The organism is Acinetobacter chinensis, from assembly GCF_002165375.2.
In the GTDB taxonomy this organism is placed as follows: Bacteria; Pseudomonadota; Gammaproteobacteria; order Pseudomonadales; family Moraxellaceae; genus Acinetobacter; species Acinetobacter chinensis.
Genome location: NZ_CP032134.1, coordinates 1,237,904 through 1,254,982 on the forward strand (window position 1 = coordinate 1,237,904; position 17,079 = coordinate 1,254,982).

Annotated in this window: 17 protein-coding genes; 6 read left to right on the forward strand and 11 right to left on the reverse strand. The window is 44.1% G+C overall.

Annotated features, from left to right (window positions below):
* Window positions 1-18: 18 nt before the first annotated feature.
* Window positions 19-147, forward strand: a complete 129-nt coding sequence (locus CDG60_RS18510) for a hypothetical protein (protein WP_264757140.1) — start codon at window positions 19-21, stop codon at window positions 145-147.
* Between the two features lie 21 nt (window positions 148-168).
* Window positions 169-354, forward strand: a complete 186-nt coding sequence (locus CDG60_RS06640) for an NF038105 family protein (RefSeq protein WP_087511229.1) — start codon at window positions 169-171, stop codon at window positions 352-354.
* A gap of 73 nt (window positions 355-427) precedes the next feature.
* Here CDG60_RS06640 and pal read toward each other — a convergent pair whose 3' ends face one another.
* The 8 genes from pal to CDG60_RS06680 all read right to left on the reverse strand — a co-directional run bounded on the left by pal (window position 428) and on the right by CDG60_RS06680 (window position 8,230).
* The gene (pal, locus tag CDG60_RS06645; protein ID WP_087511231.1) at window positions 428-997 is read right to left on the reverse strand and encodes a peptidoglycan-associated lipoprotein Pal; all 570 of its coding nucleotides are present in this window, start codon (window positions 995-997) and stop codon (window positions 428-430) included.
* Window positions 998-1,039: 42 nt separating this feature from the next.
* Window positions 1,040-2,323 (reverse strand): Tol-Pal system beta propeller repeat protein TolB, encoded by a 1,284-nt coding sequence (gene tolB / locus CDG60_RS06650; protein ID WP_171405489.1) that lies wholly within the window; start codon window positions 2,321-2,323, stop codon window positions 1,040-1,042.
* 214 nt (window positions 2,324-2,537) lie between these two features.
* Window positions 2,538-3,959: a cell envelope integrity protein TolA gene (tolA, locus tag CDG60_RS06655; RefSeq protein ID WP_087511234.1), complete on the reverse strand. Its 1,422-nt coding sequence runs from the start codon at window positions 3,957-3,959 to the stop codon at window positions 2,538-2,540.
* A gap of 1 nt (window position 3,960) precedes the next feature.
* The gene (gene tolR / locus CDG60_RS06660; RefSeq protein WP_087511236.1) at window positions 3,961-4,410 is read right to left on the reverse strand and encodes a protein TolR; all 450 of its coding nucleotides are present in this window, start codon (window positions 4,408-4,410) and stop codon (window positions 3,961-3,963) included.
* Window positions 4,410-5,108: a protein TolQ gene (gene tolQ, locus CDG60_RS06665; RefSeq protein WP_087511238.1), complete on the reverse strand. Its 699-nt coding sequence runs from the start codon at window positions 5,106-5,108 to the stop codon at window positions 4,410-4,412. Before tolQ ends, tolR begins: the two co-directional genes overlap by 1 nt.
* 24 nt (window positions 5,109-5,132) lie before the next feature.
* Window positions 5,133-5,540, reverse strand: coding sequence for a tol-pal system-associated acyl-CoA thioesterase (gene ybgC, locus CDG60_RS06670; RefSeq protein WP_087511239.1), 408 nt, complete (start codon window positions 5,538-5,540; stop codon window positions 5,133-5,135).
* 382 nt (window positions 5,541-5,922) lie between these two features.
* A complete protein-coding gene (locus CDG60_RS06675; RefSeq protein WP_087511241.1) occupies window positions 5,923-7,107 on the reverse strand; it encodes a porin in 1,185 nt (394 codons plus the stop codon).
* 184 nt (window positions 7,108-7,291) lie between these two features.
* Window positions 7,292-8,230, reverse strand: a complete 939-nt coding sequence (locus tag CDG60_RS06680) for a LysR family transcriptional regulator (protein ID WP_087511243.1) — start codon at window positions 8,228-8,230, stop codon at window positions 7,292-7,294.
* A gap of 103 nt (window positions 8,231-8,333) precedes the next feature.
* Between CDG60_RS06680 and CDG60_RS06685 the strand changes: the two genes are divergently transcribed.
* The 4 genes from CDG60_RS06685 to cntA are packed head-to-tail and all read left to right on the forward strand — an operon-like array spanning window position 8,334 to window position 13,244.
* Window positions 8,334-9,422 carry a tartrate dehydrogenase gene (locus CDG60_RS06685; protein ID WP_087511245.1) on the forward strand — a complete coding sequence of 363 codons (1,089 nt, stop codon included), beginning with the start codon at window positions 8,334-8,336 and terminating at the stop codon, window positions 9,420-9,422.
* Between the two features lie 48 nt (window positions 9,423-9,470).
* Window positions 9,471-11,141: a BCCT family transporter gene (locus CDG60_RS06690; RefSeq protein WP_160116991.1), complete on the forward strand. Its 1,671-nt coding sequence runs from the start codon at window positions 9,471-9,473 to the stop codon at window positions 11,139-11,141.
* Complete coding sequence (locus CDG60_RS06695) at window positions 11,138-12,085, forward strand: alpha/beta hydrolase (protein ID WP_406565297.1); 948 nt, start codon at window positions 11,138-11,140, stop codon at window positions 12,083-12,085. The genes CDG60_RS06690 and CDG60_RS06695 overlap by 4 nt, the downstream gene beginning before the upstream one ends.
* A gap of 52 nt (window positions 12,086-12,137) precedes the next feature.
* Complete coding sequence (gene cntA / locus CDG60_RS06700; RefSeq protein ID WP_406565298.1) at window positions 12,138-13,244, forward strand: carnitine monooxygenase subunit alpha; 1,107 nt, start codon at window positions 12,138-12,140, stop codon at window positions 13,242-13,244.
* 88 nt (window positions 13,245-13,332) lie between these two features.
* On the opposite strand, the gene ruvB is transcribed toward cntA, so the two are convergent.
* From ruvB to CDG60_RS06715, 3 genes are all read right to left on the reverse strand, one after another.
* Complete coding sequence (gene ruvB, locus CDG60_RS06705; protein ID WP_087511700.1) at window positions 13,333-14,337, reverse strand: Holliday junction branch migration DNA helicase RuvB; 1,005 nt, start codon at window positions 14,335-14,337, stop codon at window positions 13,333-13,335.
* Window positions 14,338-14,692: 355 nt separating this feature from the next.
* Window positions 14,693-15,292: a Holliday junction branch migration protein RuvA gene (gene ruvA, locus CDG60_RS06710; RefSeq protein WP_087511249.1), complete on the reverse strand. Its 600-nt coding sequence runs from the start codon at window positions 15,290-15,292 to the stop codon at window positions 14,693-14,695.
* Window positions 15,293-15,430: 138 nt separating this feature from the next.
* Window positions 15,431-16,771 carry a deoxyguanosinetriphosphate triphosphohydrolase gene (locus tag CDG60_RS06715; RefSeq protein ID WP_087511251.1) on the reverse strand — a complete coding sequence of 447 codons (1,341 nt, stop codon included), beginning with the start codon at window positions 16,769-16,771 and terminating at the stop codon, window positions 15,431-15,433.
* Window positions 16,772-17,079 lie beyond the last annotated feature (308 nt).

The window sequence follows — 17,079 nt, forward strand, 5'->3', positions numbered from 1 at the left end:
AGGTCAAAACGAATCAAAATGAATAAAAAATCAATGCGCTCTATTTTAGATGAGAACGAGCTAAAAGAAAAATTAAACTGGACTATTTGTCGTGATTTTACCCTTGCAAGTCCTGTGGAAAATGCTATGTTGATGGAAAGGATTTAATTTTCAGTCAGGAGCACAGAAATGACTACGAAGAAATTTGATGCGACTCCAACCCCGAATGAGGGGATCAACTTTGATGAAATTTCTGATGATAAGGTGAAAGAAGCCTGGAAAGGGTACGAATCCAAAGCAGAATACAAAGATTTCAACAAACATGATCTGATTGAGTCTTTACAGACTCAACCGGTAGAATCAGAAAAAGTCTGATAAAAAAAGCACCCTGAAGTGGGTGCTTTTTTTATCTCAACACTTTAATCAGAGTGAAGAGAATGCCTGTGAATTATTTCAACAGCGGCGGAACAGCTTCATAGTTGATTTCTACGCGACGGTTCTCTTTCCATGCACTTTCATTATGACCGGCATTGACAGGCATTTCTTTACCATAACTGACAGCTTCGAGCTGTTGTGGTTTCACACCGTTGGTCACAAGGAAGCTTTCAACAGCTTTAGCACGACGCTCACCTAAAGCCATGTTGTATTCACGGGTACCACGTTCGTCGGTGTGACCAGTCAGCGCAACTTTAGAGTTGGCGTTTGCAATCAGGAACTGAGCATGTGCCTGTAAAGTCTGATAGTCGTCATTGGACAGATCACTGCTGTCATAATCAAAATGAACAACACGTTTAGCAAGAAATGCTTTATTTGCAGCGGTAACACCCTTGGATGAAGCACCTGCAAGATTTTGTGCGTTGATTGCGGCATCTTCGCTCAGACCTTCAGTGTTGACTGTGCCTGAACCTGATGGGTTCTGAGCAGCTTCAACAACACCAGCCGGTTTACGGCTGGCACAACCGGTCATTACCAGTGCTGTTGCCAGAACGGGTAGTACAAACAGTTTGATTGCTTTCATTATTATCTCCATGAAAGTTAATTATTGATTGATCTGTTGAAATTATTTTGGTGCCCATGCAGGTTCGCGGACTTCACCCTGTTCACTCGGAAGATTCATACGGAAACGACCATCCAGTGACATGATGGACAACAGTCCACGGTTTCCTTCACGTGTTGCATAAACCACCATCTGTCCATTTGGAGAGAAACTTGGAGATTCGTCCAGACTGGTTGGGGTCAGAATATTGGTAATACCGGTGTTGATGTCCTGGATGGCAACTTTATAGTTGCTGCCACTCGGACGATGAACCAGTGCAATCTTTTTACCATCTGCACTGAGTGCTCCACGGGCATTGAATGCTCCACGGAAAGTCAGTCGCTTTACACTGCCATCAGCAAAGCTGTAAGTATAAATCTGCGGAGAACCACCACGGTCAGAAGTGAAGATAAAGGATTTACCATTTGGGGCATAACGGGCTTCAGTGTCAATTGCACTGTCATTGGTCATACGCTCCAGTTTACGGGTTTCCAGATCCATTTCATAAACTTCAGGGTTGCCGTGTATGGAAGCCGTAAACAGCATTTTTTTGCCATCAGGAGAGAAACCTGGTGCGCCATTCAGACCACGGAAACTGGCTACTTTTTCACGACTGCCACTGGCAAGATCCTGGATGTAAATTGCTGGGCGTTTGGTTTCGAAAGAAACATAGGCAATTTTTTTGGCATCAGGTGTCCATGCAGGGGACAGGATAGGATCACGTGAGGTCAGAATGGTTTTAGGCTGTTCACCGTCAGTATCCGCAATCTGAAGGGTATAACGTTGTTCGGGGGTAGCAGGGTTACGCAGTACATATGCAATACGACCACTGAAATCGCCTTTGATACCCGTCAAAGCTTCAAAAATAGCATCACTGATCATATGTCCTGCCTGGCGGACGCGGGATGCTGGAACAGTCAGCAGTTCATTCAGTAAATACTGCTGTTTTTGCACATCGTACAGCTGATAATGAACTTCAAAACCACCACCGGCTGCCGGTTTTACATTACCTGTAACAACGTAAGGAACTCCCGCAGCTTGCCATGCAGCAGCATTTGGGTTGTTCATATCAGCAGTTGCTGGCAGGTTTTTTGATGAACTTGTAAATTTACCAGAACGGTTCAGGTCATTTTCTACAATTGGATAAATGTTCTGATCACCACTGAAAGGCAAAATTGCAATTTTAGGCGCTTCTTCTGGCGCTTTGGTGATTTCCAGGTACAGATGAGCATATGACTGAGTGATCAGTACTGGGCTCAGTGCAGTTAAAATGGTTAAACAAAGTAGATGTTTGCGCGTCATTTCCATCATTCGCTGTTCACTCTGAAGCTGTGAGTTATTGTCTGTGTCATTGGGTCACATAATGGCATGATTATGGATTATTTAAAGCACCAAAATATGACTGAACTGTTATAACACTGTGAAAAAGTGAATAAATAAGCTGATTGTACCGAAAATTTATTTAAATTCTGAATTCTTAAATAAAGAACCACAGCAAATGGATTAACTGTGGTTCAAAAAATTACTTCGCAGCATTCATTACAGATGTATAGGAACGTGCCTCGCGTCGCGCATCCGGATCTGAAGGCATTGGGTACGGCGCAGCAGCTCGGACAGCCGCCTCTATACTGGCTTTCAGGTCAGGATCATTTGATGTAGCTACAACGGATAATACAGCACCACTGTCACTTAAAGTAACACGTACGGTAGCCTGTTGACCGCGTGAAGCTGGAGGAACTTCCCAGACGCTGTAAATACGTTTTTGAAAATCACGCTTTGCAGAGGATGCAATTTTTTTAGCTTCAGCCTTTTTGTTGGCTGCTTCCTCAGCAGCTTTTTTAGCAGAAGATGCACGGGCTTCTTCTTCTGCAGCAGCTTTTGCTTTTTCAGCTGCATCTGCTTTACGTTTTGCTTCTGCCTCACTACGGGCTTTAGCCTGAGCGTCTGCTTTAGCTTTGGCATCTGCCTTCGCTTTTTCAGCTGCATCTGCTTTACGTTTTGCTTCTGCCTCACTACGGGCTTTAACCTGAGCGTCTGCTTTAGCTTTGGCATCTGCCTTCGCTTTTTCAGCAGCTTCAGCTTTACGTTTAGTATCCGCCTCACTCCGGGCTTTGGCCTGAGCGTCTGCTTTAGCTTTGGCATCTGCTTTGGCTTTTTCAGCTGCATCCGCTTTACGTTTAGCATCCGCTTCGGCACGGGCTTTAGCCTGAGCGTCCGCTTTAGCTTTGGCATCTGCTTTGGCTTTTTCAGCAGCTTCTGCTTTACGTTTTGAATCTGCTTCAGCACGGGTTTTAGCCTGAGCGTCCGCTTTTGTTTTGGCATCTATTTTGGCTTTTTCAGCAGCTTCCGCTTTACGTTTTGAACCCGCTTCCGCACGGGCTTTAGCCTGAGCATCCGTTTTAGCTTTGGCATCTGCTTTAGCCTTTTCAGCAGCTTCCGCTTTGCGTTTTTCATCTGCTTCTGTACGGGCTTTGGCCTGAGCATCCGCTTTTGCTTTGGTATCTGCCTTCGCTTTTTCAGCAGCACTTGCCTGAGCACGCTGTTTAGCCTGTTCTGCTGCAAGTTTCTCCGCTTTTTCCTGAGCTTCGGCAGCAGCTTTTGCAGCCAGTGCCGCTTTTTGTGCATTCAGTGCCGCAGCTGATTCGGTTGGAGTCGTCACAGGAACCTGAGGTGCAGGTGTTTCTACAGGTTCGGCTGTCTGAGTAATTTCAGGAGCTGTATTGGTATGTGTTGTTTCCGCAGAGTCAGTCTGTTCCAGTACTTTGGGTTCAGGTGGCGGTAAATCTTCAGGTTTCACCAGCACAGTTTTGATCTGTTTGGGTGGAACTGGAGGTTTACTCATGCCGAGATACAGAAAACCCACGACTGCAATCAGATGTACCCCGAGGGTAAATCCGATGGCAACAGCATTTTGTTTAAACGGCGGTTTTTTGGAATATTTCATATTACTTTTCTGACTTGGTCAGTAAACCTACCTGGCCTAAACCAGCATCCTGTAATGCAGACATGAGTTGCATGACTTCACCGTATGGGCGTGATTCACTGCCGTTGATCAGTACAGTCAGCTGCTTTTTACTCGCTTGAGCCTGTTCCTGACTTTCGGACAGAACTGTTTTCAGTTCATCCAGTGTCATGACGTCATTTGGGTGGTTTTTATCTTCAAGAAGAAGCGTGCCATCGTCTTTTAAAGTGACTATAGCAGGGCGGTCTTCAGACTGAATCGGATTGTTGTTTGCCTGAGGCAGGTCAACTTTGACCCCAGTGGTAATCATTGGGGCTGTCACCATGAAAATGACGAGCAGAACCAGCATAACGTCAATATAGGGTACGACGTTCATATCACTTTTCAGTGGTTTTTTTATACGCTCAAAGCGTCCTGAACGCTGAATAGCCATCAGTCCTGTTCCTTTGTGCTGTCCAGGGACTGACGTTGCAGCAGTGCAACCATTTCTTCGGCAAACAGGGCACGGTCAGAATAAACACCTTCACCTTTAGATGTGAAATGGTTAAATGCCAGTACAGCTGGAATAGCAGCAAACAGACCGATTGCTGTGGCAATCAGCGCTTCTGCAATACCAGGGGCTACAGTTGCAAGGGTAACCTGTTCTACATCTGCCAGACCAATGAACGCATTCATAATCCCCCAGACAGTACCGAACAGACCGATATAAGGAGCAACTGAACCGATACTTGCAAGTGCCCCCAGACCCTGTTCAAGACCGGACTGATCACGGCTGAGACCCACACGTAAAATACGCTCAGTTCCTTCAATAGTCTGAGTCTGTGGTGCATTACGTTTTTTCAGTTTAAGAAACTCACCCAGTCCCTGATAGAAAATATCTTCCAGTCCACGACGTTTTGAATTGAGTTGAGCATTGTTGTAAAGAGTATTCAGTTCAGCGCCAGACCAGAACATTTTCTGAAAATGATCATCATCGGTCTGGGCTTTTTTATAACTCATATGTAACCTGGCAATCAGATACCAGCTGTAGAGTGATGCCAGAAGTAAAATCAGCATAACCAGCTGAACCACAGGACTTGCCTGTAAAATAAGATCTGAAATGTGAAGCGTGGATTCTATTTGAGTTGCCATAGTTACATGTGCCAGTAGTAATTTTTATTCGTGATCGAGTTCTCGCTGAATCAGATCACGGATTTCATCAGGAATTCGGCTCGGTCTCATTTCATTGCTGATGCAAGCCAGTTCAACCTCGCCAGAAGCTAGCATAATTTCACCACGATAAATATTTTGTTGCAATACAAATGACGTAGCTTTACATGAAACTACACGTGCAGTAACAGTGATGAGATCATCCATCAATATAGGGCGTGAATATTTCACATTTATTTTATGTACGACAAAATTATAATCTTTCTGGTGCCAGTAATGGTCAATACCTGATGCTCTCAGCCATTCGGTACGGGTACGTTCCATAAAGCGAATATGGTTGGCGTGATAGACAATACCACCTGCATCGGTATCTTCAATATATACACGGATCTGAAATTCAAACTTATTCGCCATGATGCTGTTCCACTGTGTTTCTGTTTTGAAGTTTTGAGTCCTGTTTCATACTGAAAGAGGTCATGACTATGACTCAGAATTCAGTGGAAGGTCAGGTTTCTGCAAGTGTGCAGTTTACCATAACGCCTTTTGACGCCTATGGCACAACAGATCAATACTCAGGATCTTATTCGGACGGGTGTTGTAATATTGTGTGAAAAATCAATAGATGTTTCTAGTGTGAATGGGTGAGGGGAAGTCCAACAGAATGATATTTTCAGACGGATTTTGAAGGATAAAGAAAGAATATTGTTTTATAGATAAAAAATCACTGTAATTTAAGGTTAAATTACAGTGAAATATATAACAAATATCAGTGTCTCAAAGATAAAGACATCAGGATTTAAAAATAATAACCGGCAGATACAAAGAACAGTTGACTGGCTTTGTTGTGATCTCCCTGTCCAAGTGACAGACTGCTGCCTCCTGTCATAGGGTCATTTTTACTGCGTATATATTCTGCCTGTATGCCTAAATTTTTATAAAAAAAGTAAAAACCGGCATTCAGACGATCTGAGTCAATAAAACCAGACTGTTGCTTGTTATAGGTACTGTAAGTCAGATAAGGCTTAATTTCACTGATATTTTTAAAAGGTTCTTTGATGGAGTAACTGATTTCAGTTGCAGCAAAACGGGCTTTGTTTGCCACCTGATAAGGGTAGTCAAAAGCACCGATGGTTGAGTCAAAAGGATGATTGGGATCATTGGTCTGAATATCCTGTTCCCCAATACTCAGCATCCATTGCCAGTTCTGATAGTCTGTAACAGCAAAGGCATTCCATGTTTTGCGGTGTCCATCCTGAGGGCCGATCTGATTTTCAAGTTCTGAGTACCAGTAGGAAGCCCCTATTTCTGTTTTAAAATTCTGTTCAGAATTGATGGAAATATTCCTTGAAATACGTCCAATCCACATATTTTTTTCTTCTATGTCAGTGCCTGTGGACAGATCATCTGCCTGAACAAAATTGCCTGAATAGCGGCTGGAATCTTTGGTTGGACCTTTATAATTTCCTCCATCCCGTGGATAAAACCCCAACGTAATATGATTTTTATCATCGTTGTACTGATATTTTATACCGGTGTTCTGGATGTCTTCGATACCGACAGTATTGAGAATAGTTTCATAATAACTGTTGCCCCATAGTCTGGCATAACCAAAATCTACAGACTGTAACCCCACATTCAGTCGGTGCTGATCAGAAAATTTATAACCCAGCCAGGCATCTTTCAGAAAGATTGCATCACACAGACGTTCATACTGGTAGCAGCGGGTGTCCATTGAGGCAATCCAGTCTGGATTTTCATAAGCAACCACCAGTTTGATATCGGCAAGTTTCCAGTCCCCATTGGCAGAGCCTTCGTTTGCAGAATCTGCATAATCCTTATAGAGATAACGTGTCCGTACAGCACCGGAAATATCCAGTTTTCCTGTTGCTGTGTCTGCATTTCCAATATGGAGAGTCCCCGCGGGTGTAAGTGTGCTGATCAGCGCCGTGCTAAGTCCAATCAATGCAATAATTTTTCTCATCCTGAGCTTCCTTGTTGTCAGAGCCTGGAAAATGACCTGGATGAGGTAGAACGATCAATATCCTAAGCAGAAATACACTGTTTACGATTGATTGAAAATGCAGTGCTGCAAGGCATCCGCAGGCTGAACTCAATGAAATATCAGATGAAATGCAGAGAGTTATGCTTCAGTGTTGTACTGATTTTTAAGGAATGGGTGTGCCTGGTTTTATACTGGTTAATGGTTCAAGACGGTTTTGTAGTTGCTCACGGATAAATTCTATACAGACCTGCAGGCGGGAGGAACTTTGCAGGCGTGATGGATAGACTGCCCAGATATCTGCATCCTGCCAGTAATCCGTTAAAATATGCTGTAGTTTTCCAGTTTTAAGATCTTCTGCGACATCCCAGATGGAACGTAAAATAATACCTTTTCCATCCAGTGCGAGCTGACGGATGATTTCACCGTTATTGGAAATAAAGTGCGGCTCAATGTGTGTGATGCTTTCATCTGTGCGGGATTTTAATTTCAGAACCACTGAAGCCTGATCACGTTCACTGATCCCAAGATAGTGATAATTTTTCAGATCATGAATGGATTCAGGCTGACCGTAATGTTGTAGATAGGCAGGGGATGCACACAGTATTCTGAAGTTGGACATCAGCTTACGTGCAATCATGTTATGTGCAATGTCATTACCAATGCGGATATCCAGATCAATACTGTGTTCAATCAGATTTCGGGTGTTGTCGAGCAGATCAAAATTTACTGACAGTCCAGGGTGAATCTGTAACAGTTCAGAAAGAATGGGAGCAATATGTTTTCTGCCAAACCCAAAGCTGCAGACGATATCCAGGTGTCCGGACGGATGTTCCGCTGTACTGGTCAGCAGATCACTGATGTCATCATAACATCCTAATAACTCAGCTACTTTATCCAGAATCAGTTTGCCGTTGTCAGTCAGACTGACATGCCGTGTATTGCGGTGAAACAGTTTGCAGTTGAGGGTCTGTTCCAGAATATGAATACGTTTACTGATATAGGCAGGTGAAGTGCCCAGTTCTTCAGCTGATTTACCGAAACTTCGGTTCAGAGCAACTTCATAAAAAACTTTTAAATCCGCAAGATTAGGTAGATTCTTCACACTCTGTGTCCAATGGCTTGATAGTTTGCTGGTTGATCAACCGTGTCGGGAAAAGCATCTTAAACAGGTTAGGGAAAAACAACTGGATGCGTAGATACAAGTGATGACACAGAAATTTAAGATTGCGACAATTGCAGGCGATGGCATTGGTTTAGAGGTTTTACCACAAGGCATTCGGGTAGTAAAGGCTGCAGCCGAAAAGCACGGCATTGATCTTCAGTTTGATGCTTTTGACTGGGCGAGCTGTGATTATTATCTCGAGCATGGAAAAATGATGCCGGATGACTGGTTTGAAACCTTACAGCAGTACGATGCCATTTACTTTGGTGCGGTCGGATGGCCTGACAAAGTGCCTGACCATATTTCTTTATGGGGTTCACTGTTACAGTTCCGTCGCCGTTTTGATCAGTATGTCAATTTGCGACCTGTACGTCTGATGCCAGGGGTAAAGTCACCACTTGCAGACAAACAGCCTGGGGATATTGATTTTTACGTAGTCCGTGAAAACAGTGAAGGTGAGTATTCTGCTATTGGAGGAAAAGCTTTTGAGGGGACTGAGCGTGAATTTGTATTGCAGGAAGCGGTATTTACCCGTCATGGCGTAGACCGTATTCTGAAATATGCTTTTGAGCTTGCCCGCGAGCGTGATGCTAAAAAAATTACCGCTGCCACCAAATCCAATGGTCTGGCCGTCAGTATGCCGTACTGGGATGACCGCGTAGATGCCATGGCAAAGCAGTATCCTGACATTCAGGCGGATAAACAGCATGTGGATATTCTGGCAGCACGTTTTGTGCTTCAGCCAGAGCGTTTTGATGTTGTTGTAGCATCCAATCTTTTTGGTGACATTCTGTCCGATCTTGGTCCGGCATGTACCGGTACGATTGGACTGGCAGCATCTGCCAACCTGAATCCTGAGCGTAAATTTCCATCACTGTTTGAACCTGTACATGGTTCTGCACCGGATATTTATGGGAAAAATATTGCAAATCCTGTGGCAGTAATATGGTCAGGCGCCATGATGCTTGATTTCCTGGGGGATGGAAATCCGCAGTTTGATGCAGCCAGTCAGGACATTATGCAGGCTATTGAATATGTACTTGTTCATGGTCCGAAAACGGCTGATGTAGGTGGAAGCGCGGGAACAACTGAAATGGGTGAGGCAATCGCAACATTGATTACTCAACTTTGACAATCAAGGGATACTTCATGAAGAAGTATCCCTTTTCTATATGGATTTGTGGATATGGATAGCAAAACAACAAAAATCTATACAGACAAGGTACTGGCAGTCACGAGTCTCTCGTTTGTCTTTATCCTTGTTGCTGGACTGGCGATGTTTCCATCGGCATCTATTGAATTTGCTGCAAAACTGATGCACTGGACGACATCAGTTTTTACAACGCCTGTGCTGTTATTTACCTTTCTGTCCATTATTTTTACGATTGCACTGGCATTCAGTAAATATGGAAAAATCAGACTCGGTGAAGGTAAACCTGAATACAGCACCATGAGCTGGATCTTTATGTTTATCCTCTCAGGTATTGGCTCATCCAGTCTTTACTGGGGGTTCCTGGACTGGGCTTATTATTATCAGACACCAGGGCTGGGACTTGCACCTGAATCTCAGGATGCACTGAAATACAGTGTTGCATACTCATTCTTTCACTCAGGTGTCAGCGCATGGTCCATCTATGCACTTGCCTCCATTTCATTGTGCTACAGTTTTCATGTCCGGAAAAATAAAGGTCTGAGTTTGGCTGCCATTGTGGAAGCTGTGACAGGCTATAAAGCAACCGGAGTGGTCGGTCGTGTTGTCGATGTACTGTTCCTGTTGTGTATGTTTGGTGCACTGACAATTTCACTGGTACTGACCGCCGTCACATTTACCAATATTCTGTCTTTGCTGACAGGTATTCCAAATACCTTTATGACCAAGGTCATTATTATTCTGGCTGTTTCAGTGGTGTTTGCGCTGAGTTCCTATGTCGGGATGGAAAACGGCATGAAGCGTCTGAGCCATATGGTCTGCCTTGGCGTGTTGCTGTTTGCTGTATATGTACTGTGTTTTGGTCCAACTGAATTTATTCTGAACAATACGATGATGAGCCTGGGGCTGATGGCTTCACACTTTGTTGAAATGAGCCTGTTTACAGATCCTATGGGCGATGGAAAGTTCACTCGTGAATGGACTGTTTTCTACTGGTTGTGGTGGATTTCTTATGCACCTGGTGTTGCGTTGTTCGTTACACGGGTTTCAAAAGGCAGAACCATTAAAGAAGTTATTTTTGCCATGGTACTGGGCGGAAGTGCAGGTTTATGGTTTATTTTCGGTGTTTTTGAAAATTACAGTGTTTACAGTTTCATCCACGGACTGGTCAATGTTCCGAATATTCTCAGTACTCAGGGTGGAGAAGTTGCGATAGGACAGCTGCTCAATCTGTTGCCAATGGGTAAACTGGTTATGTGGTTCTTCCTGATCGTGATGGTTATTTTCCTTGCTGCCCATATGGATGCTGTTGGTTATGCTGTTACAGCAACCTGTACACGCGGACTGGAAGAAGGGCAGGATCCGTCACCGAATGCACGTCTGTTCTGGTGTGTCATGCTGACACTGGTCCCGATTGCGATGATTTTCTCTCATGCACCGCTGGATACCATGAAAACAGCGACCATTGTGACGGCACTGCCTTTTATTGTGATCATTCTGGTTCAGACCTATGGATTGATTAAGTGGTTAAAAGAAGACTATTCCAATATACCTGCACATCTGATTGAACAGCAGCATGCTGATCCTGTAGAGATGTCTGACAATATGCAGGCGTTACAGCACAGAACTGAAAGCTCTCAGCCTGCCAATGAACAGGTCTTTGAATCGGTTGCACCATCTGTAAAAGGAGATGCTTCATGAACATGAAATCTTATGAGCTGAGTCCAGCAATGCAGAATCTGGTTTACTGGAGTGGGGTTTATACCCCTGCCGGTCAGGATATTGAGTCTGTACGTGCTGCCTATGATGCAATGTGTGAATACTACACGCCTGAGCGGGATGGGCTGGTTAAAATTCAGGATCATGTTGTGCATACTGCAGAATATGATGTTCCAGTACGTCTGTATTTCCCTGAACAGCAGAGTGTGCCTGAGCAGGGATGGCCCTGTATTCTGTATATGCATGGCGGTGGGTATGTTGTGGGTGGGCTGGATTCACATGAGTTTTTTATCCGCCATTTGTGTGCAGACCTGAAAGTTTCAGTGGTCAGTGTGGACTACAGACTGGCACCTGAGCATGTTTTTCCTGCTGCCTACAATGACTGCATGGCGGTCTATCAGTGGATCAAAACTCAGTCCGCGCAGTGGCAGATTAACCCTGAAAAAGTGATTCTTGCAGGTGACAGTGCCGGTGGAAATCTGTCCACAGCTCTGGCGGTCAACCTGCAGCATACAGGTCAGCAGGCTCAGGGACTGGCACTGATTTATCCAGGTCTGAACACGGGGTGTGATCTTCCTTCTTATGTTGAGCATGCCCATGCGCCATTGCTCAGTACTGAAGATGTTCATTTTTACCTGAAAACCTATGCACCGGATGAAAAGGACTGGAAGGACACCCGACTTGCACCGCTGAATGCAGCAGACTTTTCAGATATGCCCGCCAGTTTTATCTCTGTCGCAGAATATGACCCCCTGCGTGATGATGGCAAAGTACTGGCGGAACATCTGCAGCAGGCTGGCATCGAATACAGCTATTTTGAAGCAAAAGGACTTTTGCATGGTGGATTAAGGTCACTGACTGAGTGTCCTGAAGTTCAGACCTTATACCAAAAGATGGTACAGGCAATTGGTAAAATGCTTGATTAACATCAGGATAAAAGTAAAAATTTAAAAATTGGAGAAAACAGTTGTGAGACAGATGGAAAAAGTACCTGAAAACTTTTGTACAGACCCGGAAAATGCATGGACCTTGCCAAAAGTTTTTTATACCTCCGGCAGTGTATTTGAACGTGAGAAAGAAGAAATTTTTTCTAAAAGCTGGATCTGTGTAGGTCATTACAGCGAAGCTGCCAGTGCCAATCAGTATTTTACCCGCAAGGTGATTGGTGAAAATATTATAGTCATCCGTGGTAAGGATAATGTTCTTCGGGCATTTTACAATGTATGTCCACACCGTGGTCATGAGTTGCTGACAGGAGCAGGGAAGTCCAAAAATGTAATTACCTGCCCATACCATGCATGGACATTCAAACTTGATGGCAGCCTGGCGCTTGCACGTAACTGTGAAAATGTTGCAAATTTTGATAAAGAAAACTCAAACCTGGCAGCACTGAAAGCTGAAGAGCATGGAGGTTTTATCTTTATCAATATGGATCCAGAGGCGACCTGTGTTGCAGATCAGCTTCCAGGTTTTGCAGAAAAACTCGGTGAAGCGTGTAAGGTGGTTAAAGACCTGAAACTGGCAGCCCGTTTTATCACGGAAACGCCTGCCAACTGGAAAGTCATTGTTGATAACTATATGGAATGTTATCACTGTGGACCTGCTCATCCAGGTTTTTCAGACTCCGTGCAGGTGGATAAATACTGGCATACATTGCATGAAAACTGGACTTTGCAGTTTGGTTATGCACGTTCTTCTGAGAAATCTTTCAAGCTCGACCCTTCAGTGGTTGATCCGTCTTTCAATGGTTTCTGGACCTGGCCAAGCACCATGTTTAATGTACCACCAGGTGCAGATTTCATGACGGTGATTTATGAGTTTCCTGTAGATGAAGAAACTACACTGCAACATTATGATATTTACTTCTTAAATGAAGAACTGACTCAGGAACAGAAAGATCTGATCGAATGGTACCGCCATGTTTTCCGTCCAGAAGACCTTAATCTTGTGGAAAGTGTACAGCGTGGTCTGAAATCACGAGGCTACCGTGGTCAGGGACGTATCATGACTGACAAGCAGCGTTCAGGCATTTCTGAACACGGCATTGCATATTTCCAGAGTCTGGTGGCAAAGCATTTCCAGTAAGGTTTTTCAGACTTTAAGATAGATCATCTGGATGTAAAAAGAGCATGGAATTTTATATTCAATGCTCTTTTTTTTGAGTGTCCGTGCTTCAGGCTTTAGGTTCAGGCGGAGTCATTCCAAACTGTAAATAGGCCTGATTGGTTGCAATACGTCCACGGGCAGTCCGCATGGCATAACCCTGCTGGATCAGATAAGGCTCAATCACATCTTCCAGTGTACCTGAATCTTCTGCCATTGCAGCAGCTAAAGCCTCAACACCAGCAGGACCACCATCAAAGCGTTCCAGTAACATACTCAGATAACGGCGATCTAGCGTGTCTAGACCATCTTTATCAACATTGAGCATATCCAGCGCACGCTGAGCCATTTCCTGAGTGACTTCACCAGTCCCTTTGACCTGAGCATAGTCACGTACGCGACGTAATAAACGGTTGGCAATACGCGGTGTCCCACGGGCACGACGGGCAATTTCCAAAGCACCATCCGGTGTGGTTGGAACATCCATGAGTGATGCTGAACGCGCTACGATATGCGTCAGGTCTTCAACTGAATAAAATTCGAGACGCTGTACAATCCCAAAACGGTCACGTAAAGGTGAAGTCAGCAGACCAGCACGTGTGGTCGCTGCAACCAGTGTAAATGGAGGTAAATCCAGTTTGATGGAGCGAGCAGCAGGACCTTCACCGATCATAATATCCAGCTGGTAATCTTCCATAGCTGGATAGAGAATTTCTTCAATTACCGGTGAAAGACGATGAATTTCATCAATAAACAGTACATCGCCTTCTTCAAGATTAGTCAGCATAGCTGCCAGATCGCCTGCACGTTCCAGTACTGGACCTGAAGTGGATTTGAGATTTCCACCCATTTCACGGGCAATAATATTGGCGAGTGTGGTTTTACCTAAACCTGGTGGTCCAAAGATAAGTGTATGATCCAGTGCTTCGGCACGACCACGGGCTGCACCAATGAAGATTTCCATCTGTTCACGGACGACCGGCTGACCGATATAGTCATCGAGTGAGGTAGGACGGATGGCACGATCAAAGTGATCTTCGGGTTTTTCAGAACCACTGATTAAACGGTCTTGCATAGCGTTTATAAATCTAATTTCCGGAATTGTTTTGATAATAATGCCATTATGAATTTTGATAATGGTCATTACTGAGGAGTCTTATCGATAAAGTTTAAATTTTAGGTTAAACCTGCGGTTCACCTTACCTTGCGAAATATATTTCTCATTCGCCAAAATGAGAAGCGAAGCTTCGCAAGAAAAGCACCTTGCGGAGCGATGCTCCTCACCGCAAAACTCGTCAACTACCGAACTGTTTCAAATATATCGCAGAAACATGTTATTTCAAAACTTGCGCCTTTACTGGCTCATGCCTCAGACAGTTGCGGATGACTTTTACGCGTATCAAATATTTGCTAGAAGTTTATAGTTTAAACTACTTATTCATCGATTTAAGTGCTGCACGGATAATATCACTGGCTTCAGTAAAATCACCTTTGGCAGCATTGACCAGTTTCTGAGCTTCCAAAGGTTTGTAACCTAATGACTGTAGTGCTGCTTCAGCTTCAGCAACCGCAGAGTTCCCAGTAAACTGGATCTGTGATGCAGTTGAAGTGGATGATGTTCCCGCAGAAAATGCTTTAAAACGATCACGTAATTCTATCATCAGGCGTTCAGCAGTTTTTGCACCGACACCAGGAACTTTGACCAGTGTTTTAACATCACCATTTTCAACAGTATGAATCAGCATTTCCACGCTTAAAGTGGAAAGAATACCTAAAGCCATTTTAGGGCCGACACCATTCACTTTGAGTAAGGTGCGGAAAATGATTTTTTCCTGCTGATTTAAGAAACCGTACAGAAGCTGGGCATCTTCACGAACGGCTAAATGCGTCCATAGCGTGATTTTCTGACCTTTTTGCAGCTGGCAGAAGGTTGAAAGTGGGGTGTCAATTTCATAGCCCACGCCATTTACATTTAAAAGTACAGTCGGTGCTTCCAGAGCTAAGACTTCACCAATCAGACATCCGATCATTATGTATATTCACTTCTATGCAGTTAGTTCTTTATGCTTTGATTTCGTATGGATACAAAGCAGGGTCTTTATGTGTTCAAATGGGTTGAGAGTATAACGAAGCCTGAAAAATTACCAATCATTCAGGACTTGATCGTTTTAAAAAAATCCAGCTTTATTGCCTTGTAATTCCTGAGCAAGCTGATACGCCTGATGATCTGAAAATTTACTGACAATATCCAGCACCTGCATAATATTGTCATAGTGATCATGGCTGAATCGTGCGCCAAAACGCTCCAGTATGGATAACAGACGCCCATCTTTGAAGCTCAGGGTTTTATGGGGTGTGGTGAGTGGAATGAAGGCATCCAGAATATGTTGCAGGCTTTGATGTGCAATAATTTCCAGACCAGACTTTTGCGGATGTTCAAATATTTTTTCACGCGCCAGGTTTTTTGCACGGTTGATGCCATTTTCAATATCTTCGGAGCAGTACTGAAGTAAAGAGCCTTTGAGCTGACCGGATAAAATCTGAAAATGCTGTCTGGCAAATGCTGTGGTTACCTCATCCACCAGGCGTTTCATTACACGACCACGCAGGGCTGCAATTTTTTGCTGCCAGGTGGTGTAAGGCATATTGAGTTCAGCAGGAACACCAAAATCGCCCAGCAGATCAAGGAATATCGGTTCCACTTCTTCATAGGACAGCATGTTTAGAATAATGCCATCTTCAAGGTCAATCAGCGCATAACAGATGTCATCAGCTGCTTCGAGCAGATAAGTCAGTGGATGGCGACACCAGTGGAAGTCACCCAGCTGTATCAGCCCCAGCTGCTGGGCAATCTGTTCAAGAATGTCTTTTTCAGCCTGGTAACAGCCAAATTTGGCTCGTTTGCTTGCAGGCGTATTACCCTGAGATTCAATGGTTCTGGATAACCATGGGTACTTTAAGTAAGCCCCTAAGGTTGCGTAAGTCAGACGCATACCACCATCATTGGGATGGTAATCAATTTTAGTAAGCAGTCTTAAACCCTGGGCATTGCCTTCAAACTGGCGGACATCAGCCTGTTGTTCAGGGCTTAAATCTTTCAGAAAATCGGTATGTGAAGCATCATCAAACCATTCACGGATTGCATATTCACCTGCATGTCCAAAAGGTGGATTGCCAATATCATGTGCCAGGCAGGCTGCCTGAATGATTGCCCCAACATCGGCAGGGGAAATCCATACGGGTAATTCATCCTGAATTTTTTCGGCAGCAAGCATCCCGAGTGATCGCCCAATACAGGACACTTCAAGGGAATGGGTTAAACGTGTGTGAATACCGTCATGTTGCGTCAGAGGGTGAACCTGAGTTTTACGGTTCAGTTGCCGGAAACTTTGTGAAAATATAATGCGGTCATAATCTTTGTGAAATGGGCTGCGTGCCTGTTCTGTACTTTGTTTTTTACTGCCTAAACGAACTGTGGACAGCAGTTCTAACCAACGCATCTGAGTCATTTATCGTTATTCACTGAATGTTTCTGTTACTGCTTTGCATCATGCCAAATTTCACTGTAAAGCACCAGTGGAGTGCGACATCAGTTGTCATGTCTTTTCTTCATTTTTAGTCATTTGCGGATGCTGTCGGGCGACATTCAGGCTTTCCAGGGATGTTTTTCGGTGTGATTCAGCAGATGTGCTGACTCCTAGGGGACTGATGATGAATTTTTTCATCATTCCGTTTGAATATCATCATTGCTTTTTGAGTGTTAAACAAAATAAATGAATAAAAACAGTTGGTTGTTTTGATTTTAATGGTTGGCATG